Source organism: Streptococcus sp. 2022WUSS083 (genome assembly GCF_044427155.1).
GTDB classification, from domain to species: Bacteria; Bacillota; Bacilli; order Lactobacillales; family Streptococcaceae; genus Streptococcus; species Streptococcus hashimotonensis.
In genome coordinates, this window is record NZ_JAOTGK010000003.1 from 101,068 (window position 1) to 127,359 (window position 26,292).

Consider the following 26,292-nt stretch of genomic DNA (forward strand, 5'->3'; position numbering starts at 1 on the left):
TAATGTATACTAGAGGAAAAAATTCGGAGGTATATTAGATGATGATTAAACCACTGGAAACGGAAAGTGAAATGCTAGGCAAGGCCTATGTACATTGGAAGGCTTGGCAGGAAGCCTATGCTGACTTGTTACCTCAGGAATTTTTAAAGAATACTTACACCTTAGAACGCTGTCAAGACTGGGCGGTTCGGTATCCTCAGAATATCTTGATAGCTGTGATGGATGATAAGGTGGTTGGTTTTGCCTGTTACGGCTCGTCTAGTCAGGAGGATTTGCAAGGGGCAGGGGAGCTCTACGCCCTCTATGTCTTGGCGGACTATTATGATCAGAAGATAGGCTACCAGCTCATGCAGGCAGCTTTGGAAAAATTGCAGAGCTACGAAAGCGTTACTCTCTGGGTATTGGAGGGGAATGCGCGTGCCATTGCCTTCTATGAAAAAGTTGGTTTCCGATTTGATGGTGTCAAAAAAACGGTCAATTTAGGTGCAGAACGTACAGAATATAGAATGATTTTAAAACAGAAAGGGAGAGAAAATGGCTAGAAAAGAAATGGTCACTTTGACCAACATGTGTCTAATCGAAGATAAGGAAGGGAAGGTCGTTGTACAGATTCGAGATCCCAAGCGTTATCGTTGGTCTGGTGTTGCCTTTCCAGGTGGACATATTGAAGAAGGCGAGAATTTCCATGATTCGGTTGTTCGTGAGGTCTTTGAGGAGACTGGCTTGACGATTGGAAATGCACGATTAGTCGGAATAAAGCATTGGCCGGATAAGGAAGGGCATCGTTATATTGTATTTCTCTATAAGGCAACAGAGTTTACAGGAACTATCCGATCAACTGAAGAAGGTGAGGTACGTTGGGTCGAGAAGTCGGAGCTGCCTCAGATGGATTTGGCCTATGATTTGCTAGAAATACTGAAAGTCATGGATGAGCCAGATTTGTCCGAGTTCTTTTATACTAGAAAAAATGAAGATGGAGAGTGGGATAGGAATTTTAGGTAGAAGCTAGAAATAGCTTCTTCAGAACGTAGACAAACTCCTAAAAATATAAAAAATTGAAGAAGTTTACGAAAGATAGCAAATTATTAAACTCTTAGAAACATTGATATTTCGGTGTTTCTGAGAGTTTTTTATTTTCAACATAAAGAAAAAAGATTGAAGAAAATTGTCCAAAATGGACTTTTTTTCAATCTGAGCTTCTTTTTTATTTGTGTTGTAATTCGCAGGTATTATTATATAAAATAAGGAATTATTGGATATTGAACGGCTATTTATTACTTGATTTGTCTGTAATTTCGGTTGCCTAGTATATTTTTATTGGATATATATTCTTTTTTGAAATTAATAATTCTTTGTGAAAACGTTGACAATTAATAAATTGTATATTAAGATGAAGTCATATCGTATGCTTATATTACTAATAAAAAGAGGAGGGTGTATGGGAGTAGACAATCTATTTTCAATCGGTAGGGCAGCTGCAATGAGCTGTGTTTCAACGAAAACACTACGCTATTATGAAAGCTTAGACCTAATCCATCCTACGCATATTTCGAGTGAGAATGGATATCGGTATTATGATAAAGAAACTTTACTGTTGATACCGCTAATTAAGTACTATCAGCAAGTTGGTTTGAATCTAAAGAGAATTAAAGAGTTAATTAGTGTAGCTGGTTGTTCAACACACTATCATCATCTCAAGAAAAGACGCGATGAGATAAATGCAGAACGTGAGGAGTTATCAATTGCGCTTTCATCAGTAGATGATTGGTTAGAGTTGATTATTGAGGGGGAATTATGTTTACAGAATCTGAAGCTATCTGCTGTTTCAAAGTCTGAACCCATTATTAGTGTTAAATACTATTCCGAGCAGTCTAGTTATTGTTACCTTGAACAACCTTATCACTATAATTATAAGGAATCAATAATAAATCTTGAGTGGATAAGGCACTTAGAATCGCATAGCTTAGAGGTGTCAGGTCCTGTTATTTTAAAATACAGTTCTTATCTAAGTAAGATGAACGGAGAAAGTGAGTTTGCGACAATTCTGCAACATTGCTTTCCAGAGTCAGCAAGCTTTTCAACTTTTGGAGGTTTCATGGCTTTGAGTTGCTATCATATAGGACCATTAGAGTGTATAGGTAAAACATACGAGCGTTTGATAGATTATGCTGAAGAACATAAATATGATTTAAAAAATGAATGTTATGAGAGACATGTTATTGACTACTGGGTTACTCAAAATTTAGATGAATTTGTAACGGAAATCATTATTCCTGTTGTTACACAGGAGGAAATTAATCGAAAATAACATTTTATTAATGGAATGGATTGAGGATGATATAAAATATCATCCTCAATCTTTTTATTTTACAATTACAAAATACAGTAATTTTACCCATCTTCCAAACTTTTCCCTAAGGATAAAGTTTTTCAGACAAATTTCTTGCAAAAAATATGAAATTATGCTTATTTGTTAAAATTGCGGAAACATTCTAATTAAAATGGTTGAATATTTTGACTAAGTATCAATGTAAGAGATAGGGAAATGGTGAATTAATTCATAAATTTGGAGAAAATAAGATTATTTTTGTAGATTATAAAAAAATCATTGACTTTGACTTTATGGAAGGGTTTACAATGTTACTATGACAAGAATTTTATTGCTCTATTAAGTAATTAATACAGTTATCAATTTAGTAAAAAATATATAAAGGAGGTAGTGTCATGAGTTCTGAAGCATTGGGAATGATTGAGACTAAGGGATTAGTCGGCTCAATAGAGGCGGCTGATGCAATGGTTAAAGCAGCGAACGTTACTTTAATCGGCAAAGAACATGTTGGTGGCGGTTTGGTCACTGTCTTGGTTAGAGGAGATGTTGGTGCTGTCAAAGCAGCAACGGATGCTGGCGCTGCTGCGGCACAAAGAATAGGAGAACTTATATCGGTTCATGTAATTCCACGTCCTCATAGCGAAGTGGAAACTATCTTGCCTACGACTAAATGAGTAGTGTTTTGCTAGAAATGGAAGGACATTTGTATGGAACAAACAACAAGCGCTATTGCACAACAAAAAATGGTTGAAACGACTCGGAAATTCCATATTGCAGGTATCCGAAGCGGAGTTATTTCTGGCTTATTTTATGGATTATACTCATTTGTGATTATGATCCTACAAGGTTTTGACCCCATTAAGTCAGCCGTAGGTATTCTAGCCGCACCTTTTGTAATGGGGGCGATTAACGATTTTCTCGGCGGATGCATGCTCTTATTAGGAGTTATAAAAAATGGAAAGTTTCAGGAGCTTGGCAGAACGCTAGCTACTAAACCAGGAAAAATAATGGTACTTGGTTATATTCTGGGAGGACCGGTTGCCAATGGAGCCTATTTAGTTGGGCTATATTTGGCTGGTGCATTTGCGATTCCGATTTCAGCAACTACAGCAGCTTTTGGAGCACTTTTTTCCGCTATTTTCTTGAAGCAAAAATTAAATATGCGTGTTGTTGCAGGGATGTTGATGTGTGTTGCTGGTGCAATCGTAATTAATTTAGTGAAGCCGGAAGGAGCTCCTAACTTCACTTTAGGAATTATATTAGCTGTTGTAGCTGCAGTATGTTGGGGGCTAGAAGGAACTATTTCAAGTTTTGGTGGTGCGATGCTTGACTCAGAAGTTACAGTAACGTTACGCCAATTGGTTTCAGGTTTGATACAAATGGTTGTTATTGTTCCAATTATCGGAGCTACTGGCTTGTTTACCGCTACACTAACATCACCATTCTTAGTATTCCTTTTATTAATTTCTGGTACTCTTGTGGGTATTTCATATATGGAATGGTATCGTTCGAATGCGATGGTTGGTACTGCAATTGGAATGTCATTAAATATTACCTATGCTCTCTGGGGTGTCCTATTGAGTATTCTCTTCTTGGGACAACCAATTACTACAACGATTGTAGTTGGTTCGCTTGTTATTATTGGAGGAGCGATACTAGTAACAACTAACCCATTGGATTTTTTTAGAAAAGAAGGGGAATAATCTATGAAATTATTACCAGCAAGGACTGCTGTACTTAATTATATGAACACTGTGGAAGAAGCAGATGTGTTCCAAGTTATGTCAGCTTTAAAACCTCAATTCGGAAATGAAAAACAGTTTAGGGAAGATTTATTCCTAGAGCATTTAATGTCTTTGGAATGCAATGGTTATCTGGTTCAAACTGGATATGATTTAGATGAAAATGGTAACTTACGGATACGTTATCAAATAAACGATGACGGTAGGTATGCGGTAGAGAAATATATCGCAAAAGAATTTCGAAGCTAAAGGAGTAGAAAGATGAGATATCATGGTGGTCAAGCCTTAGGGCTTGTTGAAACGGTTGGTTTGGTACCAGCTCTAGAAGCGTGCGATAAAATGTTGAAAGCTAGTAATGTTAAGCTAGTTTCATATGAAAATGTTGGTTCTACATTAGTAACAATCATGGTAGTTGGTGATGTAGCGGCAGTTGAGGCATCCGTAGAAGCTGGTGCACGTGCAGCAGATGCAATTGGGAAATTAACAGCACAAAATGTGATGCCTAGACCGATTTCGTCAGTTGGCGATATGGTTTCTGTACATGATATTGATAATTGATAAAGGAGCAAGCAATGGAAAGATATCAAGCGATTGGAGCAGTGGAGACATTCGGTCTTGTCTACGCACTTGAAGCAGCAGATGCAATGGTAAAAGCTTCAGACGTAGATGTTATTGCATATGTTAATACTGCATCTGGCTATATTGCAGTAATTGTTCAGGGGGAGACTGCTGCGTGTAAAACAGCAGTAGAAGCAGGGGTTAAGGCAGTAGAAACGATGGGGACTGAAGTATACAGTAGTGTCGTTATTCCAGGACCTCATGAAGATTTGAAGAAAATTATTGATAAGTATTCATTGGAAATGATGTTCCCAGAAGAAACAGTAGAATAGGAAAGTGTGGACGATATGAGATATATTGACAAAGATTTAGAATCAATTCAAGAGATACGAAATTTGCTTCTGAACGGTCAAATGTCTTTTGTTCATCTGGAAAAGTACAGTCAAGAAGATTTAGATGCCATTATCTCTATTTTTATAAAATCTTTGCAGTCTGGTATGAAAGGATATGTTCATGATTTTGTTGCAGGAAACGATTATGGTGTTGAAGAAGATGAACTTTTCTTGTGTACACATTTTATTAAACGTTTTGGTGAGACATTGCAGAATGAGAACTATGTTGGTATTATTGGTGGCGACCTCAAAGAAAAATGTATAGAAATTGGTGCCCCTTTAGGAGTTGTTGCGGTTATATTGCCCTCACATCCAACATTTACTCTATTAGTAAACCTTTGCTTACTTGCAATGAAAACAGGGAATGCCATGGTGTTTATTGCTAATAAACGTTCTACTAAGGCAACCTTAGATAGTTTGAAAAAATTAATCATATTAGCAGAAGAGTCGGGATATTCAGAAGGTGGTATCAGTTTAGGAGAAACAATCAGTGATGCAGGAATAGTAGAATTATTGTCTAGTGATAAGGTTTCGCTCATTCTTAATATTGGATGTTCAGAATATATATCAAATAAGTTTGTTACAAACACTCCGTTAATATTTGGTGGAGAGTCATCTGGCCCAGTATTTATAGAGAGAAGTGCAGATTTAGAAAAAGCAGTTAGAGATGTTGTACACTCTAGGAGTTTTCAGAATGGGATTTTACCAGGAGCGGAACAATTTCTTGTTACGGAAAATATTATTGCTGATCAAATTAAAGATAGTCTGAAAAGGAATGGCGCTTACTTGCTGTCAGATACAGAAACTGAGAAATTAACTAAATTTTTAAGACAATCAGAAAAAAATGTAAACAGAAGTTACATCGGAAAGTCAGCAATTTGGTTAGCAGAGAAAGCTGGTATACAAGTGCCTCAGGGAACTAAGGTCCTCATATCTATACAAGATTACATGAATGAAGAGGATTATTTTTGTCGAAAACTACTGTGTCCGATAATAATAGTGTATTTAGAACCTGATTGGACATTGGCCTGTGTTAAGTGTATGAATCTATTAGACGAACTAAAAATGGGGCACACACTTACCATCCATTCCAAAGATTGGAAGATTATTAGAGAATTTGCTTTAGTCAAAAAAGTTGGAAGAATTGTCGTAAATGCTCCGACAGTATGTGTTGCGACAGGTATTGTTTCTAATTTTCCTGCCTCATTAATTTTAGGTGGTATTACAACCGGTAAAGGATATAGCTCAGAAAATATTACACCCAGACATTTGACCTATACCCGTCGTGTTGGTTTTGAATTTAATGATAAAATTTAATGTGATTGTTTAAAAGAGAGGAAGTATTCAATATGGATATGAAGGAATTTACAGCTAAGCTAGAAGAAGCTACAAAAAAATTAAGTGCTGAAGAGCGTGCTTCACTGGTGAAAATTTTCCAAAGTGTTTCAGATGATATTACAAAGCCAGAGGTTCATTTTACAAATGAAGTATCGCTTGCAGCGGAGGGGACAGAAGTTCCAGATGGGATTACACCTCGCTTGCAGGCTTTAAAAAACCAATATTTGAAAGCGCAACCAACCATTTCTTTGCTTCGTGCTACGAATTTAACACGAATTTCTAAAGAAAACGAAGGTATGCCGAAAGCAATTCTACGTGGGACAGCTTTCAAGGAATTTTGTAAAATTGCACCCGTAGTCATTCAAGATAATGAATTGTTAGTAGGTGCCCCTAACGGTGGTGCACGATTTGGTGCATTCTCACCTGATATATCGTGGCGTTGGTTGCGTGATGAAATTGATACTGTATCAACACGTCCACAAGATCCGTACGCATTGTCTGAAGAAGATAAAAAAGTACTGAGAGAAGAAATTTTCCCATACTGGGAAGGTCGTTCTGTAGATGAGGCTTGTGAAACACAATATCGTGAAGCTGGTGCATGGGAGCTTTCAGGTGAATCATTTGTTTCTGATTGCTCATACCATGCTTGTTCAGGAGGCGGTGACTCCAACCCTGGTTATGATGTTGTAGGTATGCGTAAAGGGATGCTTGATATTAAAGTTGAGGCAGAAGCACACCTTTCAAAATTAGACTATGGAAATCCAGATGATTTAGAAAAAATTTATTTCTATAAAGCACAAATTCTTACTGCGGAAGGCGTGATGATTTATGCTAAACGCATGTCTGAACATGCAGCTGAGTTAGCGGCAAAAGAATTAAATCCTAAACGTAAAGCTGAGTTGGAAATGATTTCCCGTGTAAATGCTAATGTCCCAGCTCATAAACCAGAAACTTTCTGGGAAGCGATGCAATATGTTGTAACAATTCAACATCTATTGCTGTGTGAAGAAAACCAAACTGGATTATCTATTGGTCGTGTTGACCAATATATGTACCCACTCTATAAACGTGATATTGAAGCTGGTCGAATGAATGACTATCAAGCATTTGAATTGGCTGGTTGTATGTTTATTAAGATGTCAGAAATGATGTGGCTTACTTCTGAAGGTTCTTCAAAATTTTTTGCGGGATATCAACCATTCGTTAACATGTGTGTGGGTGGTGTTACTCGTGAAGGACGTGATGCAACAAATGACTTAACTTATCTCTTGATGGATGCTATTCGACATGTAAAAGTATACCAACCTACTTTAGCGACTCGCATTAATAATAAGTCACCGCGGAAATATTTGAAGAAAATTGTTGATGTCGTTCGAGCAGGTATTGGTTTCCCAGCATGCCATTTTGATGATTCGCATATTAAAATGATGTTGGCTAAGGGTGTTTCAATGGAGGACGCGCGTGATTACTGTTTGATGGGATGTGTTGAGCCACAAAAATCAGGTCGTCTGTATCAATGGACATCGACAGCCTATACTCAATGGCCAATCTTGATTGAAACAACATTAAATCATGGAATCCCATTGTGGTACGGTAAACCAGTTACCCCAGACATGGGATCTTTGGACCAATATAAAACGTTTGAACAGTTTGAAGCCGCTGTTAAAGAGACTATCAAATATGTTACAAAATGGACTTCTGTGATGACAGTTATTTCTCAGCGTGTCCAACGTGAATTAGCTCCAGCTCCTTTGATGTCTATGATGTATGAAGGAACTATGGAAAATGGTCGAGGTGTAAAATCTGGCGGTGCAATGTACAACTTTGGACCTGGTGTTGTTTGGTCTGGTCTTGCAAACTATGCAGATTCAATGGCAGCAATCAAGAAATTAGTATTCGAAGATAAGAAATATACTCTTGACGAATTGAATAAAGCACTGATAGCTGATTTTGAAGGATATGATCAAATTCGAGCAGATTGCTTAGCAGCACCTAAGTATGGTAATGATGATGATTATGTGGATTACTTTGCATCAGATATTATTGAATTTACGGAAGAGGAACATCGTAAATATAAAACACTCTATTCTGTCCTAAGTCATGGTACTCTATCTATTTCAAATAATACTCCGCTTGGACAAATTACAGGTGCATCGGCATCTGGCCGTCGTGCTTGGACACCACTGTCTGACGGTATTTCGCCAGATCATGGTATGGATACCAAAGGCCCAACTGCTATTATTAAATCTGTTTCTAAGATGGCCAATGAAAATATGAATATTGGTATGGTTCATAACTTTAAGATTATGGCAGGACTTCTTGATACACCACAAGGTGAGGAGAGCTTGATAACTCTCCTGAGAACAGCAAGTATCCTTGGTAATGGTGAGATGCAATTTAACTACCTTGATAATGCAATTTTGCTAGATGCACAACAACATCCAGAAAAATATCGTGATTTAATTGTACGTGTAGCAGGTTACAGTGCATTCTTTGTTGAATTGTGTAAAGATGTACAGGATGAAATTATTGCTCGTACAGTACTGACACGAATTTAAAGTATATGTGAGGCGTAAAGGATCTCTGAAAGAGATCCTACTGCCTGCACTTGATAGGAGAGAAGTTAAGTGACAACGATTAAAAAACATGAAACACGAATCAATGTATTCAATGTTCAAAAATACAATTTATATGATGGTCCAGGTATTCGTACAATTGTTTTCTTCAAAGGTTGTCCAATGCGTTGTAAATGGTGTGCTAATCCTGAAGGGCTTGAGTTTGGGACGAATATTATGCATAAAGAGACATTGTGTAAACCATATAATGCATGTGCTAAGACTTGTCCCCTTGGAAGTGTTTGTTTTAAATTTGCTAATGAGGAAGCGCCTATATTATATGATTATGCTGATAAGGAACATCCAATTGATGTGACTCGCTATCAGAAAAAACGTCCTAGTAAAGCCGATATAGAGGGATGTCCAGAAGGAGCTTTAACAATTGCAGGAGAATCTAAAACAATTTCAGAATTGATGGATATCATACATGAGGATGATGCCTTCTACGAAATGTCTGGCGGAGGGGTTACATTGTCCGGTGGCGAATGCCTAGCACAAGGCGAAGGAGCTCTTGCTTTGCTTAAAGCCTGTAAGCAAGATGGATTAAACACTGCCGTAGAGACTGCAGGTTATGTACCAAATAAGGTTGTGATGAAGGTTGCGGAATACACTGATTTATTCTTATTTGATTTGAAGCATATGGATTCAAAAAAACATAATGAATGGACAGGTGTAGGAAACGAACGAATTCTAACAAATTTAAAATGGTTACTAGATGCCGGTTATAATGTAAAAATACGCATGCCAATGTTAAAAGGAATTAATGATAGCGAGGAAGAAATTCGCGCGATTATTGATTTTTTACTCCCGTATAAAGATAGTTCGAACTTTAAAGGAATTGATTTGCTCCCCTACCACAAGTTGGGTGTTAATAAGTACAAACAATTGGGGCTTGAGTACCAAATTAAAGGGGATCCTTCACTGAGTCAATTTGATCTGGATAGGATTGAGAGCTATATTCTAGCCAGTGACCTGCTTGTGAATGTTGTAAAACATTGATCTATTAGGGAGGTGGTGGACCTATGGAGAAAATGGAACGTATTATTCAGGAGTCGGTCCCAGGGAAACAAATAACCTTAGCTCATATTATTGCGGCACCTATTCAGGCTGTTTATGATAGCCTTGGCGTTGAAGATAGAGGCGCTATTGGAATTTTAGCAATTACTCCTTATGAGACTGCAATAATTGCCGCTGACTTATCTGGTAAATCGGCTGATGTAGATATTTGTTTTGTAGATAGATTTACAGGCTCAGTCATGTTTAGCGGAGATGTACAAAGTGTAGAAACAGCTTTGCAACGGATTCTTGACTATTTTAAAGAAAATTTGGGATTCTCGATTGTTCCATTAACAAAATCATGAAAAAAAGAATATTGGTTGTTGGGCCAGAGGATAGTGGTAAACGAGAAGTAATTCAATTTCTTGAAGGAAGACGTGAGATCAAACTAATAGAATCGATTGTATATGGTTCTAGAACTATTTATGTTCCCGATAGTTATCTGAGAAGTCCGGGAATGAAAAAACATATTATTGCAACGCAACAAAATGCCTATTGTATCGTTATGCTTTTACCATCTGATCGTAATTATAGGGTTTATTCGCCAAATTTTGCTCAAGTTTTTAGAATTCCTAGTCTTGGTGTAATTGTTCACCATTCTGAACAATTGGAAAATAATACAACTGATTGTTTATTAGAATTGAGAGAAACAGGTGTAAATGAATTAATTGAATTAGATTTAGAAGATTACGATACATATGTTGCATTACTTGAAAAGATTAAAGATTTAAAAGAAGGTAATCAATGAAAATACAAGAATTTCATGTAGGTCCTCGTTTTATTTCTGGAAAAGGAGCTACAACAAAAATTTCAGAATTACCAATTCAAAAAGCTTACATCATTTGTGATCCTTTTATGGAACAAAGTCAAATGGTTGGAAAGGTTACAGAAGTTTTGAGGAATTCAGGAGCGACCTTTAAGATTTTCTCAAAAGTAGTTCCGGATCCGACAGTCCAAGTTGTTTCTGAAAGTATTGCTGAAATTCGAGATTATAAGCCAGACACAGTTATTGCTCTAGGCGGGGGATCAGCAATGGATACAGCTAAAGCAGTGATTCGTGTATATTCTGAAACTGAAAAAACTGAAAGTCCCTACTTAATCGCAATTCCGACTACAAGTGGATCAGGAAGTGAAAATACAGCTTTTGCGGTCATTTCTGATCCAGTATATAACGAGAAAATTGCCCTGGTAGATGATTCAATGGTTCCAAATCTCGCAATTTTAGACACAACGTTTACCAAGACTGTTCCTCCATCAGTAACAGCAGATGCTGGAATGGATGTATTGACTCATTGTATAGAAGCCTATGTCTCTAATAAAGCAAGTGATTTCTCTGATGCGTGTGCTGAGAAAGGTATTCGGTTAACTTGGAAATATTTGTTAGAGGCATATAAAAATGGAGATAATATACTCGCTCGTGAAAAAATGCATAATGCTTCGTCAATTGCGGGTATTGCATTTAATAATGCTGGTTTAGGTATCTGCCACAGCCTATCCCATGCGATAGGAGCATTTTTCCATGTACCACATGGTAGGATTAATGCCTATTTGTTACCGTATGTAATTTCATATAACGCTTCCTTGGAAGCCCACGGAGAGACGGACGTGACAAGACGATATGCTGAAATTGCAGAAATAATAGGACTTGCAAAAATTACTCCTACCCAGTCAGTTGTAGCACTTATAAGTGCAATTAAACAATTATCTGAAAAAATATCTATTCCTGCAAGAATTGAAGATCTGGGCATTAATCGGGCAGAATTTGAAAGTATGATTCCGAAAATGGCACAAAGAGTCATGGAAGATGCATGCACACCAACAAATCCAAGAACGGTGACACTAGGACAAATTGAGAAACTTTATCAGTCACTGCGTTAAGTGACTTTTGGAAAAATTTATTGGATGGAAGGAGGATGTTATGAAATATTTAACAGAAGATGATTTACGTCTTATTTATCGTGACAATCCTTTTGAAACCTTCACTATTCAAAATCAGACAAGATTGACCCCAGGTGCTAAGACTTTCCTCATGGATCGTAAAGTGAAGATTATTGATGAAGGGGGAAAAAAATCTAACAGACAAACCTCGACAATCAATGGTTCCAAAGTGAATGATGTCAGCTTAAGCGAATCTAATGACTGGTTATTACTTCGAAGTGAGCTATTACAAGTAGCCTTTGAAGTAATGAATCTGGACTTTTCAATTTCTGAAGAACTTTGTGCTTTGGAACAATCTATGTCCAGTAAATCATCCACGAAATCGATTCAATTCAGATGGAAAGATCAACAGAAAATGAATAAGTCAGATATGGTTGAGTATCTGAGTAGAGTAAGGTTGCTGTTAAAGACTAGAAAAGGAAAGATTGCATCCTATCTATTTCCACTTTATTTCAAGTTTCAAGCCTTCTCGGAAAAATTTGGTGAAAAGCCACCTATAGTATTGCAAGATACCGTTAATTATTTAGCCGGTATCATTATAGATTGTATTAATAGATGTGAGGAGGTGGGTGATGATCTCAAAAAAATTACCTAAAACATGTGATCAGTATGTAGAGGATTTTGAAAATGCTGAGAAAAGACCTATCATCCAGAGTAGTAGAGTCTATTATACAGGAATTGATTTAGGTACGGCCTATATCGTCTTAGTTGTCCTTGATGAAAATAGAAATATCGTAGCTGGGGCTCATCGTAGCGCAAATGTTATCAAAGATGGGATGATAGTCGACTATATCGGATCTATTCAGATTGTTAGAGAGTTAAAGGAGACTCTAGAAAAACAATTGCAAACGGAACTGGTTTATGCATCGGCTGCTTTGCCTCCTGGAACAGATGTTTTGGACGGTGGAGTCATTAAAAACGTTGTCCAAGGAGCAGGCTTTGAACTAACGGCTTTGTTAGATGAACCAACGGCTGCAAATACAATAGTTGGTCTTGAAAATGGTGCCATTGTAGATATTGGAGGAGGAACAACTGGTATATCTATCTTAAAAGATGGAGAAGTTGTTAAAACTGTTGATGAGGCTACTGGTGGAACACATTTTACATTGGTAATATCTGGGGCGTATCAATTGTCGTTTGAAGAAGCAGATGATTATAAACGTAATAACGCTAATCATGGAGAGCTCCTCAGCGTATTAAAACCAGTTGTTGAGAAAGTTGCCAGTATAATAAATAACCATATTAAAGGATATGATGTCAATATTATTTATTTAGTTGGTGGTACTAGTTGTTTAACAGGAATTGAAACAATTATTGAAAAAGAAACAGGAATTCGAACGGTTAAACCTCGAAATCCTATGTTTGTTACCCCAATTGGAATTGCAATGAATTGTAGTGAAAATATTATATATTAGGAGGCAAGATGTTAGTTGCAGAATTAGTAGATACTATTTGGGCTACTAGAAAATCAGATGCCTTAAGCGGTGTAAAATTTTTGCTAGCAAAGGTAGTTGGTGGTAGCCGTGCAGGCGAGATTATGGTTGTTGTTGATATGATTGGTGCTGGTATAGGTGATAGGGTTATTGTTGCGACAGGCTCTGCAGCTCGTCGCATGATGGAAAATGATCAGATGCCAGTTGATGCTGCAGTTATAGGAATTGTTGACGAGAATTACAATCAAATTAAACAGCAGAGTGGCGAAATGAATCGATTTTTGGAATAGAAAGGAGAAACAATGTCAAAATTAATAGTTGCAAAGGATATCTTAGCCTGTGAAGAAGCTGGCCAGAAAATTTGTTATATTGAAAAAGGTACAATTATAACACCGGCTGCACAGGACGAAGCTAAGAGATACAATATATCATTCGAGTATTGTAATGAATGCGGAAAGATGACATCAGGCATAAACGAACAACGAGTTAGCACCGATGAAATCCTACATATTTTAAAGAATATTTTGATGAATGCAAGTGATCAGTCTGAAAAAGAAGTGAAACCGTATCGCTTTGTCTCGCATACGAATGGGATGAGGATTGTCCGTGGATCAACAGTTCGCATGGATGACTTTGATACTGGCACACCAAATACAAAGGTCGGTTTTCAAGAACTTGTTGGTCAAAACGAGTCCAAAATGAGTGCAGGATTTCTGACTATTGAGAATTCTAAATTTGCTTGGAAACTGCCTTACGAAGAAATAGATTATGTTATTTCGGGAACTGTGACCATTGAAATTGATGGACAGACATTTGTGGCACGTGAAGGTGACGTAATATTTGTGCCATCAGGTTCTGATGTAATATGGGGATCACCTGATAATGCGAAATTATTTTATACTACTTATCCATCGAACTGGGCAGATTTAATGTAGTTCAGGAGGTAAAAAATAATGAAGGCATTAGGTTTGATAGAAACATATGGATTTATCGGAGCCATTGAAGCAACAGATGTTATGCTAAAAGTTGCAAATATTTCGCTACTGAAATTAGAAAAAGTTCGTGGCGGTTTGGTTACAATTACTGTGGAAGGTGATGTTGGCGCTATAAAAACAGCTGTGGCAGCTGGAGCAAGTGCTGTTCAGCGCTTGGGAGTGAAATTGCTGTATGGTTCACATGTCATTCCTAGGCCAGATGCACAACTAGTACCTTTTGTAAAAAAGAAAAACGAGTCAATTGCAGATCTTCAAGATGACATCCTTTCTGCCAACAATTCAACGGAAGAACGTAAAGAAATTTCGGAATACATAGAACCAGCAGATAGAATGGTTGACACTGAGGTGACAGTTAGTGTTGGGACGGACGAAAAAAATGCGGAAACTATTGAAGAAAAGGCAGTACTGTCAGTAGAAGAATACAAAAGACAATTGGAAAAAAAGAAGGCGGCAGAACTTCGTGCTTTGATTGTCAATAATAATATTTATGTTACAGAAGAAGAATTATCCAAAATGATAAGAAGAAAGATGATTGAATTATTGGTGGATAAGTATTCTCGTCAGCTGAAAAATGATAAAGAATAATTCTAGGAGGTGCCCGAAATATGAAAACACTGGATGTAGATCTTTGCTCTATACAAGAAGCGCGTGATCTTGTGAGAAACGGTAAAGAAGCTGCTAATCAAATTGCATATTTTTCGGATGAACAGATTGACGCTATTTTAAAAAATATTGTGAAGGCAGTTGAAACCAATGCTTATTATTTGGCAGATTTAGCCGTAGAGGAGACAGGGTTTGGTAAATTGGAAGATAAAGCTTTTAAAAATTATGCAGCCTCTACTTTGTTGTACGATGAAATAAAGGAATATCAAACCTCAGGCATTCTTCAGTTTGATGAGAAAAATAAAATTTTCAAAGTAGCAGAACCAATGGGATTAATATTAGGAATTACTCCTTCAACTAACCCAACTTCTACGATAATCTATAAGTCCATGGTTTCAATAAAGGCTCGAAACGCTATTGTATTTGCTCCTCATCCTTCTGCAAAACGTTGTAGTGTGGCGGCAGCCGAGTTAGTGAGAAAAGCTGCAGTTGAAGCTGGAGCACCGGAATCAATAGTAGGTTGCGTTATGAATCCAACATTGGAGTCTACAAATGAATTGATGCATTCAAAAGATATTGCGCTTATTATTGCAACAGGTGGACCAGGAATGGTAAAAGCCGCCTATAGTAGTGGCAAACCCGCAATTGGTGTCGGAGCTGGTAACTCTCCCGCCTATATTGAAAAAACAGCAGATGTAAAAAAAGCTATTTCAAATATAGTAGCATCTAAAACTTTTGATAATGGTACTATTTGTGCTTCTGAGCAAGCTATTATTTGTGAAGAAGCCAATAAAGATCAAGTACTTCAAGAATTGAAAGCACAAGGTTGCTATTTAATGACGAAAGAAGAAACCGATAAGGTTTGTCAAATACTTTTCAGAGGGAATTCACATGGTTGTAATCCAGCGATGAATCCTAAATTTGTTGGTCAGTCAGCGATTAATATAGCGGAAGCGGCAGGCATTTCGGTTCCATCTGATACAAAGATTTTAGTAGGTCCACAAGTTGGTGTAGGCCAAGGAAACCCGCTATCTTTTGAAAAATTGACTACAGTATTAGGTTTTTATGTGGTGAAAGATTGGGAGGAAGCTTGTGCGCTCAGTATTAAGCTATTACAAAATGGTATTGGTCATACTATGAGCTTACATACAGGTGATCCAGATATGATTTTCCGCTTTTCAAGTAAGCCTGCTTCTCGTATTCTAATTAACACAGGTGGTAGCCAAGGAGGAACAGGTATATCAACTGGATTACCAATTGCCTTTACACTGGGTTGTGGTACAGATGGTGGTAGCTCAGTTTCAGATAATTTAACTCCTGAACATTTGATTAATATCAAGACCGTAGCATATGGTGTAAGGGATGTCACACAAATTGTCACGAATGATCATCGTTTTCAAGCACTTCCAAAACAGACAATTTTATCAAAGTCAGAGGCAACAGTTGATGCAGTATGTTCGGCTAGTGTTCATTGTACGCCGACAAGCAAACCTACTAAGGATACATTGAATCAAACGCCGCAAGATATTCAAGTAGCTTTTGAAAGGCGTCAAGAAACATTGGCAGATGAGTCAATAGTCGAAAATATTGACAATGAAGCAATAGTTAGAGAAATTCTCTCTGCATTGAAAAAGAGATAGGGGGGAAGATAGTGAGTGAAGATTTAGAGAGCCTCTTTTATAAAGTGATTGATTACTTAGATGGCAAAGAGTCTGATTGTAGAAAATCAATTCCTAATGTAGAGGAAAATTCAAAAAAAGTAGACGTTTTTGGTAGAAATGTTATTCCGTTGGGTGTGTCAAATCGTCATATTCACTTATCGCAGGAACATGCAGTTGAATTATTTGGTCAAGACTATGTGTTTCATAAATTGAAAGATTTATCGCAAAAAGGGCAATGTGCTTATCAAGAATGTGTAACACTTGTGGGTCCGAAGGGAATCATTGAAAAAGTTAGGATATTAGGACCTTGCCGAAGTAATACGCAAATTGAATTATTAAAAAGCGATTGTTTCAAATTGGGAATTAACGCACCGTTGCGCTTATCGGGAGATATTGTAGATACTCCTGGCTGTATCATAATTGGTCCAAAAGGGGCTGTTCAAATTGAGCGAGGCTGTATTGTGGCTAAGCGTCATATCCATATGAACCCGAGTGATGCAAAACATTTCGGAGTTGAAGATAGGCAAATAGTCTCATTGGAGCTTCCTGGTGAACGTGGTGGTATTCTTAAACAAGTTGTGGTACGAGTTAGTGAGAACTTCACATTAGAGTGTCATTTAGATATAGAAGAAGCAAATGCACTCGGCGTTACAGGAAATAATAAATTACGTCTTATTAAATAAAGGAGGGATATAAAATGGCATCAGAAGCATTAGGTATGATTGAAACCAAAGGATTGATTGGATCTATTGAAGCAGCAGACGCAATGGTAAAAGCAGCCAACGTTACTTTGATAGGAAAAGAGCACGTTGGAGGAGGTTTGGTTACTGTTTTGGTACGTGGTGATGTAGGAGCTGTTAAGGCAGCAACCGATGCAGGAGCAGCTGCAGCACAACGAGTAGGAGAACTTGTATCTGTCCATGTCATTCCACGTCCGCATGTAGAAGTGGAAACTATTTTACCGCATTAGAATAATTAATTAAATTTTTAAAAAGGAGCACGACAATGGCATCAGAAGCATTAGGTATGATTGAAACAAAGGGATTGATTGGGTCTATTGAAGCAGCAGACGCAATGGTAAAAGCAGCCAACGTTACTTTGATAGGAAAAGAACACGTTGGAGGAGGTTTGGTTACTGTTTTAGTACGCGGCGATGTAGGAGCTGTTAAGGCAGCAACTGATGCTGGAGCAGCTGCCGCACAACGAGTAGGAGAACTTGTATCTGTTCATGTCATTCCACGTCCGCATGCAGAAGTGGAAACTATTTTACCCCATTAGAATAATTAATTAAATTTTTAAAAGGAGCACGACAATGGCATCAGAAGCATTAGGTATGATTGAAACAAAAGGATTGATTGGATCTATTGAAGCAGCAGACGCAATGGTAAAAGCAGCCAACGTTACTTTGATAGGAAAAGAGCACGTTGGAGGAGGTTTGGTTACTGTTTTAGTACGTGGTGATGTAGGAGCTGTTAAGGCAGCAACCGATGCAGGAGCAGCTGCAGCACAACGAGTAGGAGAACTTGTATCTGTCCATGTCATTCCACGTCCGCATACAGAAGTGGAAACCATTCTACCAAAAGGAAATTAAAAATTTAATAGAAAGCTCATCTAGTTTTGGGTGAGCTTTTCTAAGCATGAATTTATCAATATTGAACAAAGGAGAAGTAAGGATGTCCTATCAAGAAATAATGGATGGCAATAAGGCAGCGGCCTACACAGCATATGCATTTAGTGATATTGCAGGTATTTATCCTATTACTCCGAGTTCTACTATGGGAGAATGGATTGATATTTGGCAAGTTAGTGGAAGAAAGAATTTATTTGGTCAAACAGTCAACGTAATTGAAATGCAGTCTGAGGCTGGAGTAGCAGGTTTTGTACATGGTTCACTAAAAACGGGTGCTCTTACATCAACCTTTACATCGTCTCAAGGTTTATTATTGATGTTGCCCAATATGTATAAAATTGCTGGAGAGTTACTACCGACTGTTTTTCATGTTGCAGCAAGATCTGTCACTACAAATGCGTTAAGTATTTTTGGAGACCATAGTGATGTTATGGCTGTGAGACAGTCAGGATTTGCAATGTTGGCTGAAGGGACTGTTCAAGAAGTAATGGACTTATCCATAGTTGCTCATTTGGCAGCCTTAGAAGCTAGTCTACCATTTGTAAATTTTTTTGATGGTTTTTCAACAAGCCATGAAATGCAAAAAATTACAGTTTTAGAATACAATGAGATAAAAACCTTGCTGAATGAAGAGGCTCTGGAAATTTTCCGAAATAGAGGGATGAATCCTAATTCACCAACGGTATCTGGGACTAACCAAGGGCCAGACTTGTTTTTCCAACAAAGAGAAACGGTGAATCGCCACTATCAAATTCTACCGTACGTTGTCAAGAAGTACATGGAAAAAATTAATCAATTACGAGGGACAGATTATGATTTGGTTAGTTATTATGGTCACCCTGAAGCTGAACATATTATTGTTGCAATGGGATCAGTAGCACCGACTATTTGTCAAACAATTGATTATCTAATAGCAAAGGGTAAAAAAGTTGGTTTTGTTCAAATTTATCTTTATCGCCCATTTCCAAAGTCTGAATTTTTAGGAAAAATCCCCAAAACTGTTCAAACTGTAGCGGTATTGGATCGGACAAAGGAATCTGGAGCACTAGGTGAACCTCTTTTTGTAGATGTACAGAGTGCTCTATACCAGGGTCAGCGATTTTTGAAAGTTATCGGTGGTAGGTATGGTTTGGGGTCGAAAGAAACGACTCCTGATCAAATTATTGCTGTTTTTGAAGAATTAGAAAAGAAAGAACCTAAAAATCCATTTACGATAGGTATTATTGACGATGTGACTAATTTATCTCTTTCAGTAAATTCTACAAAGGACTTGACCTCGGAAGATACATTTCAAGCAAAAATTTGGGGCTTTGGTGGTGATGGATCAGTTAGTTCTAGCAAATCAATTATTAAAATCATTAGTGAAGAAGTTGATTATAACGTTCAGGGAACATTTTATTACGATTCCAGGAAACAGAATGGTATCACGACTTCTAATCTTCGTTTTGGAAGTGCCCCAATTCGTTCCTCTTATGCTGTTCAGCAAGCAGATTTTGTCGGAGTTGCAATGCCTGGGTATTTAAGAAAAATTGATTTACTGAAAGGGTTGAAACCCAAAGGTATCTTCTTATTAAATACGACATGGCCCAGTGAAAAATTGAGTAACTTACTTCCTAGTAAAATTAAGCAATATATGGCAGAAAATGATATTCAGTTTTATATAATAAACGCTTATAGGTTAACGCAAGAAGTAGGAATACCCGGTAAGGTTGGCACATGTATGCTGGCAGCATTTTTTAAATTAACTAATCTGATGTCAATAGAGAGGGCTTTTGAGGCAATGAAAAGGGAAGTCCTCCTCAATTATAAGCAGAAATCTGAAGCGGTAGTAGAAAGTAACATACAACTTTTACAGGCAACCATTTCTTCCATAAAAAAAATAGAAATACCTAAGGAATGGAAGCACTGTTCTCCGAAAAATATTGCACCATCAGAACATACCTCTAAATATATTTCTGCTATTCAAGAACCACTTAATCGTCAAGAAGGAAGCAAAATAACTGTTGGAGACTTAATTAATAATGGCATGGTTGCGGGCGATATACCGCTGGGGACTGCTGCCAAAGAAAAAAGAAGTACATCATGGGAGGTGCCACAGTGGCATTCAGAGTACTGTGTACAGTGTAACCAATGCTCATTTGTTTGCCCGCATGCCGCAATTCGTCCTTTTCTACTTGAGGAAGATGAATTAGAAGAGGCGCCAGAAGGTTATATTGTAAGGGATTATAAGGGGAAAGACGGACTAAAATATCGTGTTCAAGTATCAGTTGAAAATTGTACAGGATGTGAGCTTTGTGTTAAGGCTTGCCCAGTGAAAGGCAAGGCTCTAAGTATGGTTGAACTCATCGGGGACAATTCACAGCATTTAAAAGAAGAAGCGATTAACTGGGCATTTTCAATGACTTTGCGAGCTAAAGAAAATCCTGCTAAAATTGGTACTGTAGAATATACACAATTTGAGAAACCTCTTTTAGAATTTTCAGGTGCTTGTTCGGGATGTGGGGAGACTCCATATATAAAATTATTGACACAGCTATTTGGCAGTAGAATGATGATTGCTAATGCTACAGGGTGTTCATCAATATGGGGAGGAATGGTAGCAGCAACTCCATTTACCACCAATGAGTTAGGGCAAGGTCCTGCTTGGAGCAATTCATTGTTGGAGGACAATGCAGAGTTTGGTTACGGTATGTTAATTGCTAACCAAACAAGAAGAAGCGCTCTAATTGAAATAATGCAGAGAGGTAAAACTGAAGCAAGTCCTTTGTTATGTAACTTGATTGATGATTGGATTAAGAATATTAATAATAGCAATGGTACAATTGCACGTAGTGCAAAATTGCTTAATTTATTAGAGTGTGAGCTTGATGAATCAAAACCATTATTACGACGAGTATATGAACAGCGAGATTTATTTGTAAAACCATCACAATGGATTATTGGTGGTGATGGTTGGGCTTACGATATTGGTTATGGTGGATTAGATCATGTTCTTGCAAGTGGTGCAGATATTAATATTTTGGTTCTGGATAACGAAGTTTACTCAAATACAGGTGGGCATATTTCAAAAAGTACACCAACTGCAGCGATTGCTAAATTTTCAGCTTCTGGAAATAAAGGTGTAAAGAAAGATTTGGGGATGATGGCTATGACATATGGCAATGTCTATGTCGCCCAAGTGGCAAGTGGTGCTAATCCGGTTCAAGTTATCAAAGCTTTTGAAGAGGCAGAACGATACCCTGGTCCATCTATTGTAATTGCCTATGTTCCTTGTATTGCTCATCGATTAGTTGGAGGAATGAAGGAGACACTGCAAGAAGCAAGAGAGGCTGTGGAATCTGGATACTGGTCATTATATCGGTATAATCCATTGCTAGATATTGAAGGGAAAAATCCAATGATTTTGGATTATAAGCGACCAAATTTTGATAAAATGACATCATTTATGATGAAACAAGAACGCTTTGCTTTGTTACAGAGAGTGAATCCTATTGAAGCTAATAAATTATTTGAAAAAACTGTGAATCAAGCAAAGCGGCGTTTTACAACTTACGCAAGTATGTCTGGAGATTTTGAACAATACATAAAAAGACAAAGAAAAAATGAAGTACAGAAACAGGAATTACCGACGACATCGTCATTGGAATCAATTATTAACAATCTATATTTCTAATTAATTATAACTATAGATTATCAGACAACTCTTCTGATAGAGTCCAAAGCTAAGACTCGCTTTTTCTGTTTTTAGACTTATTGATTCTTATATTCAATTATTAGTATTATCAAGGTTAGTTTCTATTAATAACAGACTACTCATTACAATAAAACTATAAATAAAAGGCAAGAATATTCCCGTTAATGTCCTTGTCTTTTATTTATAGTTAATTATAAACGATATTAATATTCCTTTAGAGCTGATTGAATATTTTATGTATATCACGCACTGTTAAGAAATATGTCTGCTTAAGCATAACTTTTTATTCGATTGCATTTGATTTTTGTGTGTAGTTATATGTTAGCTAGGGGATTATAAAACATGATGAATTGAAAATATTTATTAAATTTTATATAAGGTAAAAACATTTGAATAAAAATACAACAAATAAGTTGACAAACGTATAAAAATGACATAAAATGTTTTTATCTTTCAAAAAAGGAGAAAAAATATGCATTTCACTACAATGAAAGTCCGATGTTTTATATAAAAAACGGTATAAGTATGCACATGATTATTTTAAAGGAGAATATGCTGATGAAAAAATATATTATGACAGGCTTGGTTTTGTTGGCAACAGTAGGTCTAAGTGCTTGTAGTGGAAATGCTACTCAAGAAGATACTTCTTTGAAGAATGTTCAGGAAAAGGGAAAACTAATTGTTGCATTGAATCCAGAATTTCCACCATTTGAGTTTAGAACACTGGTTGATGGCAAAGATACAATCGTTGGAGCTGACATTGAGCTTGCAAAAGCCATTGGTCAAGAATTGGGTGTAGAAGTCGAATTTTCAGCGATGAGTTTTGATAATGTTTTGAACAATGTCCAGTCAGGGCAATCGGATATTGCCATTTCAGGAATTTCAGCCACTGAAGAGCGTGCAAAAGTGTATGATTTTTCCATTCCTTACTACACCTCAACCAATAAAGTTATTATAAATAAAGAGGATCTTGCACAATATACATCGCTTGATTCTCTAGCTGAGGCAAATATAGGAGCACAAAAAGGTTCTATTCAAGAACAAATTATTAAAGAACAGCTTCCGTCTTCCACGGTTATTGCTCTAGCTTCGAACGGAGAGCTGATTAATCAATTAAAATCACAGAAGGTAGAAGCAGTTATTTTTGAAGAGCCGATTGCGAAAGCTTATGTTGCCAAAAATGATGACTTGGTTATTTTAGATACTGAGATAAAAAGTAGCTATTCAGATGCCTATGCTATTGCCTTGCCAAAAGGAAGTACAGCTTTAAAGGAAAAAGTTGACTCTGTCATTACAAAACTAGTGGAATCTGGACAGATGGATCAATTTGTTCAAGAAGCCTATGAATTATCCATTGCTAACAATTAAATTTTATACAATTAAATTGAATAAAAATAATATTTTCTTGACAAATGTATAAAAATAAATTAAAATGAGAATAGATTCTGAAAAACTGCAAGAAAATACAATGAAAATCAATAAGCTTCTGTTTTTTAGAATAAGTATTTTATTAAAATAAAGAGAAGGTATTTAGGAAATATGAAAAAAATCTTGGCATTAGCAGCAACAGTTTTAGCTGGACTGACATTGGCAGCTTGTTCTTCGACGTCATCACAATCCGCATTAGATAAAATTAAAGAAAAAGGTACATTGGTAGTGGCAACTAGTCCAGACTATGCTCCATTCGAGTTTCAGGCACTAGTTGATGGAAAGAATGAAGTTGTTGGTGCAGATATTATGTTGGCTCAAAAAATAGCCGACGAACTTGGGGTCAAGCTTGAAGTTTCAGCAATGAGTTTTGACAATGTATTGTCTAGCGTTCAAAATGGTAAAGCTGATATTGCAATTGCTGGTCTATCTTATTCGGAAGAGCGTGCAAAAGTTTTTGATTTCTCTGAAAGTTACTATCAAATTTCTGATGTATTACTTATCAAAAAAGATAGCGCTAATTCACTCACTTCAATTGATGCTATGAGCGGGAAAACTCTCGCGGTACAAAAGGGTTCAACACAGGAAGCCTACGCACAAGAAAACATTAGTCAAGCTAACCTAATTTCTTTAACCTTGATGGGTGAAGCTGTAAATGAGCTCAAATCAGGAAAAGTTGATGCTATTTTAATGGATTCTCCAGTTGCTGCTGGTTATGTTTCACAGAATTCAGATTTAGCCGTTGCATCCGTTGAATTTCCAACGATTGATGAGAATTCGAAAGTCATTGCTTTGCCAAAAGGTAGTACAGAACTAAAAACTGCGATAGACAAGGTTATCGCAGAAGTAAAAGCAAGTGGTGAGTTTGATACTTTCCTTGAGAAAGCTGCAACATATACAAGTGTTGAATAAGAGAAAGGAACAATCATCGGAAACGGTGGTTGTTTTTGCATGCAAAAAGAATGGAATAAGTGAGCCACACCCCAAAAGTTAGACAGAAAATTGGGGTCGGTTCAATACTCCATTCTTTATAGATAATTATTTCACACGCTCTAGATAAAAACTGGTCAAACGTGGTACAGTAATTCTAGCTCCATTTTCATCGGGATAGAGGCTAAATGTGTCCATTGGAATAGCATTAGATGAGAAGACAAGTTTATATTCGCTGTCAGCGGGCAAATCCAAGTGTACATCAAATAGTTCTTGATCATTAAAGTTATGAATAGTTAAGATTTCTTGCTCATCGCTAGTGCGAGAAAAAGCATACAGGCTTGCTTCTTCATCTATTTTTACCCAATTAAATCCTTTTTCATAGGCTTGGTAGTCATATTTCCAGAAAGCATCATGTTCTTTGTAGAAAGTAGATAATGTTTTCATCATTTGATAGAAAGAATGGTGGATTGGAAATTGTAGCAGTCCCCAGTCCATTTCTGTATATTCGTGCCATTCACGGATATGCCCCCATTCATTTCCCATGAAGAGTAATTTCTTTCCAGGATGGGCAAAGTAAAAGCTGTAGTAGACTCGAGCCAGATGGAACTTATCTTCGTAGTCGCCATTCATCTTCTCGATAATGGAATGCTTCCCATGAACAACTTCGTCGTGCGAAAGTGGTAGTAAGAATTGCTCGTTTTGGTTATAGTACATACCAAAAGTGATTTCATTTGAGTGATATTTTCGATAAATAGCAGGGCGTTCCACGAATTTTAGTGTATCATTCATCCAGCCCAGATCCCATTTCATATCAAATCCAATACCGCCATCTTCTAGAGGATGTGTGACTTTAGGGAAGCTTGAAGAGTCTTCAGCAATCATCAGGACTCCCTTATAGTCGGTATGGACCATGGCATTGACACGTTTGATAAAGTCAATAGCGGCATGATTTATCTTATCTTCATCTGTTTCACCACACCAATAGAGAAGATAAGATAGTGCATCAACACGGATGCCATCAAAATGGAAATATTCCAACCAGTATTTTAAATTAGAAAGAAGGAAAGAACGAGTCAGTCCTTTTCCAAGGTCAAAATTAGCAGTCCCCCACTGGTGGTTTTCACGATCTTGTTCGTAGGAGTATTCGTATAGCCAACTACCATCAAATTGGTAGAGCCCATGAGCATCTTTACAGAAATGAAGTGGTACCCAGTCAAGAATCACTCCGATTCCTGCTTGGTGACATTGGTCAACTAAATACTTAAGTTCATCTGGCTTGCCATAGCGACTAGTTGGACTGTAGTAGCCTGTTACCTGATAGCCCCAAGACGCATCGAGAGGATGCTCGGTAATTGGCAATAATTCAATATGTGTGTAGTTATTTTCCCTGATATGTTCGATGAGAAGTGGAGTAATTTCCTTATAACTATTGAAAGCTTCTACTGGAGCTCCTCCTTCATTTTTATTAGCAAATTTTTGCTTCCACGAACCTAAGTGCACCTCGTAGATGGATACTGGCTGTTCTTTAAAATCATAGTTAACACGATTATACATCCAGAGGTCATCTTTGAATTTATAACGCGAATTGTAGGTTGTAGAGGCAGTGTCTGGACGAACTTGGCTGAAAAATGCATAAGGGTCAGCCTTATATATTTCACGCCCATCGTGTGTGATAATCAGATATTTATAATCTTCAAGGGATTTTAATCCGTCTACATAAAGTTGAAACACACCATCAATTTCACGCTCCATAGAGTGACTGCGTTGCCACTCATTAAAGTTGCCAACTAAGAATACTTCTCTGGCATTTGGGGCATAGACACGAAATTGGGTTCCGATAATTTTGTTTCCTTCTTTTATAATATGAGCACCCATTTTTTCGTAAAGAGTGGTATGCTCACCAGCATTCATATAATATAAATCTAGGTCAGTAAATTCTGTCATAGC

28 protein-coding genes are annotated in these 26,292 nt (G+C 37.2%); 27 read left to right on the forward strand and 1 reads right to left on the reverse strand.

Annotated features, from left to right (window positions below; translation table 11 throughout):
- Positions 1-38 precede the first annotated feature (38 nt).
- The 27 genes from ODU41_RS04470 (at position 39) to ODU41_RS04600 (ending at position 24,324) form a co-directional block, all read left to right on the forward strand.
- The gene (locus ODU41_RS04470; protein ID WP_172020596.1) at positions 39-542 is read left to right on the forward strand and encodes a GNAT family N-acetyltransferase; all 504 of its coding nucleotides are present in this window, start codon (positions 39-41) and stop codon (positions 540-542) included.
- Complete coding sequence (locus ODU41_RS04475) at positions 535-1,002, forward strand: 8-oxo-dGTP diphosphatase (RefSeq protein ID WP_074391068.1); 468 nt, start codon at positions 535-537, stop codon at positions 1,000-1,002. Before ODU41_RS04470 ends, ODU41_RS04475 begins: the two co-directional genes overlap by 8 nt.
- Positions 1,003-1,438: 436 nt before the next feature.
- Positions 1,439-2,308 (forward strand): MerR family transcriptional regulator, encoded by an 870-nt coding sequence (locus ODU41_RS04480; RefSeq protein ID WP_024408817.1) that lies wholly within the window; start codon positions 1,439-1,441, stop codon positions 2,306-2,308.
- Between the two features lie 416 nt (positions 2,309-2,724).
- Positions 2,725-3,003 carry an ethanolamine utilization microcompartment protein EutM gene (eutM, locus tag ODU41_RS04485; RefSeq protein WP_024390056.1) on the forward strand — a complete coding sequence of 93 codons (279 nt, stop codon included), beginning with the start codon at positions 2,725-2,727 and terminating at the stop codon, positions 3,001-3,003.
- A 33-nt stretch (positions 3,004-3,036) separates the two neighbouring features.
- Entirely contained in the window at positions 3,037-4,032 is a 996-nt protein-coding gene (locus tag ODU41_RS04490; protein WP_024400649.1) for a DMT family transporter, read from the forward strand.
- 3 nt (positions 4,033-4,035) lie between these two features.
- Positions 4,036-4,320, forward strand: a complete 285-nt coding sequence (locus ODU41_RS04495; protein ID WP_024400648.1) for a hypothetical protein — start codon at positions 4,036-4,038, stop codon at positions 4,318-4,320.
- A gap of 12 nt (positions 4,321-4,332) precedes the next feature.
- Positions 4,333-4,629 carry a BMC domain-containing protein gene (locus ODU41_RS04500; protein WP_024400647.1) on the forward strand — a complete coding sequence of 99 codons (297 nt, stop codon included), beginning with the start codon at positions 4,333-4,335 and terminating at the stop codon, positions 4,627-4,629.
- A 14-nt stretch (positions 4,630-4,643) separates the two neighbouring features.
- Positions 4,644-4,961, forward strand: coding sequence for a BMC domain-containing protein (locus ODU41_RS04505; protein ID WP_024390052.1), 318 nt, complete (start codon positions 4,644-4,646; stop codon positions 4,959-4,961).
- A gap of 15 nt (positions 4,962-4,976) precedes the next feature.
- Positions 4,977-6,338, forward strand: coding sequence for an aldehyde dehydrogenase family protein (locus tag ODU41_RS04510; protein ID WP_398578696.1), 1,362 nt, complete (start codon positions 4,977-4,979; stop codon positions 6,336-6,338).
- A 32-nt stretch (positions 6,339-6,370) separates the two neighbouring features.
- Positions 6,371-8,917: a choline trimethylamine-lyase gene (gene cutC, locus ODU41_RS04515; protein ID WP_024390050.1), complete on the forward strand. Its 2,547-nt coding sequence runs from the start codon at positions 6,371-6,373 to the stop codon at positions 8,915-8,917.
- A 69-nt stretch (positions 8,918-8,986) separates the two neighbouring features.
- Positions 8,987-9,973 carry a choline TMA-lyase-activating enzyme gene (gene cutD, locus ODU41_RS04520; RefSeq protein ID WP_024400645.1) on the forward strand — a complete coding sequence of 329 codons (987 nt, stop codon included), beginning with the start codon at positions 8,987-8,989 and terminating at the stop codon, positions 9,971-9,973.
- A gap of 23 nt (positions 9,974-9,996) precedes the next feature.
- The gene (locus ODU41_RS04525; protein WP_024390048.1) at positions 9,997-10,335 is read left to right on the forward strand and encodes a BMC domain-containing protein; all 339 of its coding nucleotides are present in this window, start codon (positions 9,997-9,999) and stop codon (positions 10,333-10,335) included.
- On the forward strand, positions 10,332-10,778 hold the full coding sequence (locus tag ODU41_RS04530; RefSeq protein WP_024408822.1) for a EutP/PduV family microcompartment system protein: 447 nt from the start codon (positions 10,332-10,334) through the stop codon (positions 10,776-10,778). The genes ODU41_RS04525 and ODU41_RS04530 overlap by 4 nt, the downstream gene beginning before the upstream one ends.
- Positions 10,775-11,908: a 1-propanol dehydrogenase PduQ gene (locus ODU41_RS04535; protein WP_398578697.1), complete on the forward strand. Its 1,134-nt coding sequence runs from the start codon at positions 10,775-10,777 to the stop codon at positions 11,906-11,908. The genes ODU41_RS04530 and ODU41_RS04535 overlap by 4 nt, the downstream gene beginning before the upstream one ends.
- Before the next feature lie 40 nt (positions 11,909-11,948).
- A complete protein-coding gene (locus tag ODU41_RS04540) occupies positions 11,949-12,563 on the forward strand; it encodes a hypothetical protein (protein ID WP_024410502.1) in 615 nt (204 codons plus the stop codon).
- Positions 12,541-13,383: an ethanolamine utilization protein EutJ gene (eutJ, locus tag ODU41_RS04545; protein WP_024402166.1), complete on the forward strand. Its 843-nt coding sequence runs from the start codon at positions 12,541-12,543 to the stop codon at positions 13,381-13,383. The genes ODU41_RS04540 and eutJ overlap by 23 nt, the downstream gene beginning before the upstream one ends.
- Positions 13,384-13,391: 8 nt before the next feature.
- Complete coding sequence (locus ODU41_RS04550) at positions 13,392-13,691, forward strand: EutN/CcmL family microcompartment protein (protein ID WP_029171723.1); 300 nt, start codon at positions 13,392-13,394, stop codon at positions 13,689-13,691.
- Positions 13,692-13,703: 12 nt separating this feature from the next.
- Complete coding sequence (locus ODU41_RS04555) at positions 13,704-14,336, forward strand: cupin domain-containing protein (protein ID WP_398578698.1); 633 nt, start codon at positions 13,704-13,706, stop codon at positions 14,334-14,336.
- Between the two features lie 18 nt (positions 14,337-14,354).
- Positions 14,355-14,981, forward strand: a complete 627-nt coding sequence (locus ODU41_RS04560; RefSeq protein WP_398578699.1) for a BMC domain-containing protein — start codon at positions 14,355-14,357, stop codon at positions 14,979-14,981.
- Between the two features lie 20 nt (positions 14,982-15,001).
- Positions 15,002-16,639 carry an acetaldehyde dehydrogenase (acetylating) gene (locus ODU41_RS04565; RefSeq protein ID WP_398578700.1) on the forward strand — a complete coding sequence of 546 codons (1,638 nt, stop codon included), beginning with the start codon at positions 15,002-15,004 and terminating at the stop codon, positions 16,637-16,639.
- An 11-nt stretch (positions 16,640-16,650) separates the two neighbouring features.
- Positions 16,651-17,343 carry a phosphate propanoyltransferase gene (gene pduL, locus ODU41_RS04570; RefSeq protein WP_024390039.1) on the forward strand — a complete coding sequence of 231 codons (693 nt, stop codon included), beginning with the start codon at positions 16,651-16,653 and terminating at the stop codon, positions 17,341-17,343.
- Positions 17,344-17,357: 14 nt separating this feature from the next.
- Entirely contained in the window at positions 17,358-17,630 is a 273-nt protein-coding gene (locus tag ODU41_RS04575; protein WP_024390038.1) for a BMC domain-containing protein, read from the forward strand.
- A gap of 35 nt (positions 17,631-17,665) precedes the next feature.
- The gene (gene eutM, locus ODU41_RS04580) at positions 17,666-17,938 is read left to right on the forward strand and encodes an ethanolamine utilization microcompartment protein EutM (RefSeq protein ID WP_029171727.1); all 273 of its coding nucleotides are present in this window, start codon (positions 17,666-17,668) and stop codon (positions 17,936-17,938) included.
- Between the two features lie 34 nt (positions 17,939-17,972).
- Entirely contained in the window at positions 17,973-18,251 is a 279-nt protein-coding gene (gene eutM, locus ODU41_RS04585) for an ethanolamine utilization microcompartment protein EutM (RefSeq protein ID WP_024400635.1), read from the forward strand.
- Positions 18,252-18,333: 82 nt separating this feature from the next.
- Positions 18,334-21,963, forward strand: coding sequence for a pyruvate:ferredoxin (flavodoxin) oxidoreductase (nifJ, locus tag ODU41_RS04590; protein WP_398578701.1), 3,630 nt, complete (start codon positions 18,334-18,336; stop codon positions 21,961-21,963).
- A gap of 579 nt (positions 21,964-22,542) precedes the next feature.
- Positions 22,543-23,352 carry a transporter substrate-binding domain-containing protein gene (locus tag ODU41_RS04595; RefSeq protein WP_079267863.1) on the forward strand — a complete coding sequence of 270 codons (810 nt, stop codon included), beginning with the start codon at positions 22,543-22,545 and terminating at the stop codon, positions 23,350-23,352.
- 171 nt (positions 23,353-23,523) lie between these two features.
- Positions 23,524-24,324 carry a transporter substrate-binding domain-containing protein gene (locus ODU41_RS04600; protein ID WP_014637883.1) on the forward strand — a complete coding sequence of 267 codons (801 nt, stop codon included), beginning with the start codon at positions 23,524-23,526 and terminating at the stop codon, positions 24,322-24,324.
- Between the two features lie 126 nt (positions 24,325-24,450).
- On the opposite strand, the gene glgB is transcribed toward ODU41_RS04600, so the two are convergent.
- Positions 24,451-26,289 carry a 1,4-alpha-glucan branching protein GlgB gene (gene glgB, locus ODU41_RS04605; RefSeq protein ID WP_044683246.1) on the reverse strand — a complete coding sequence of 613 codons (1,839 nt, stop codon included), beginning with the start codon at positions 26,287-26,289 and terminating at the stop codon, positions 24,451-24,453.
- Positions 26,290-26,292: the final 3 nt, after the last annotated feature.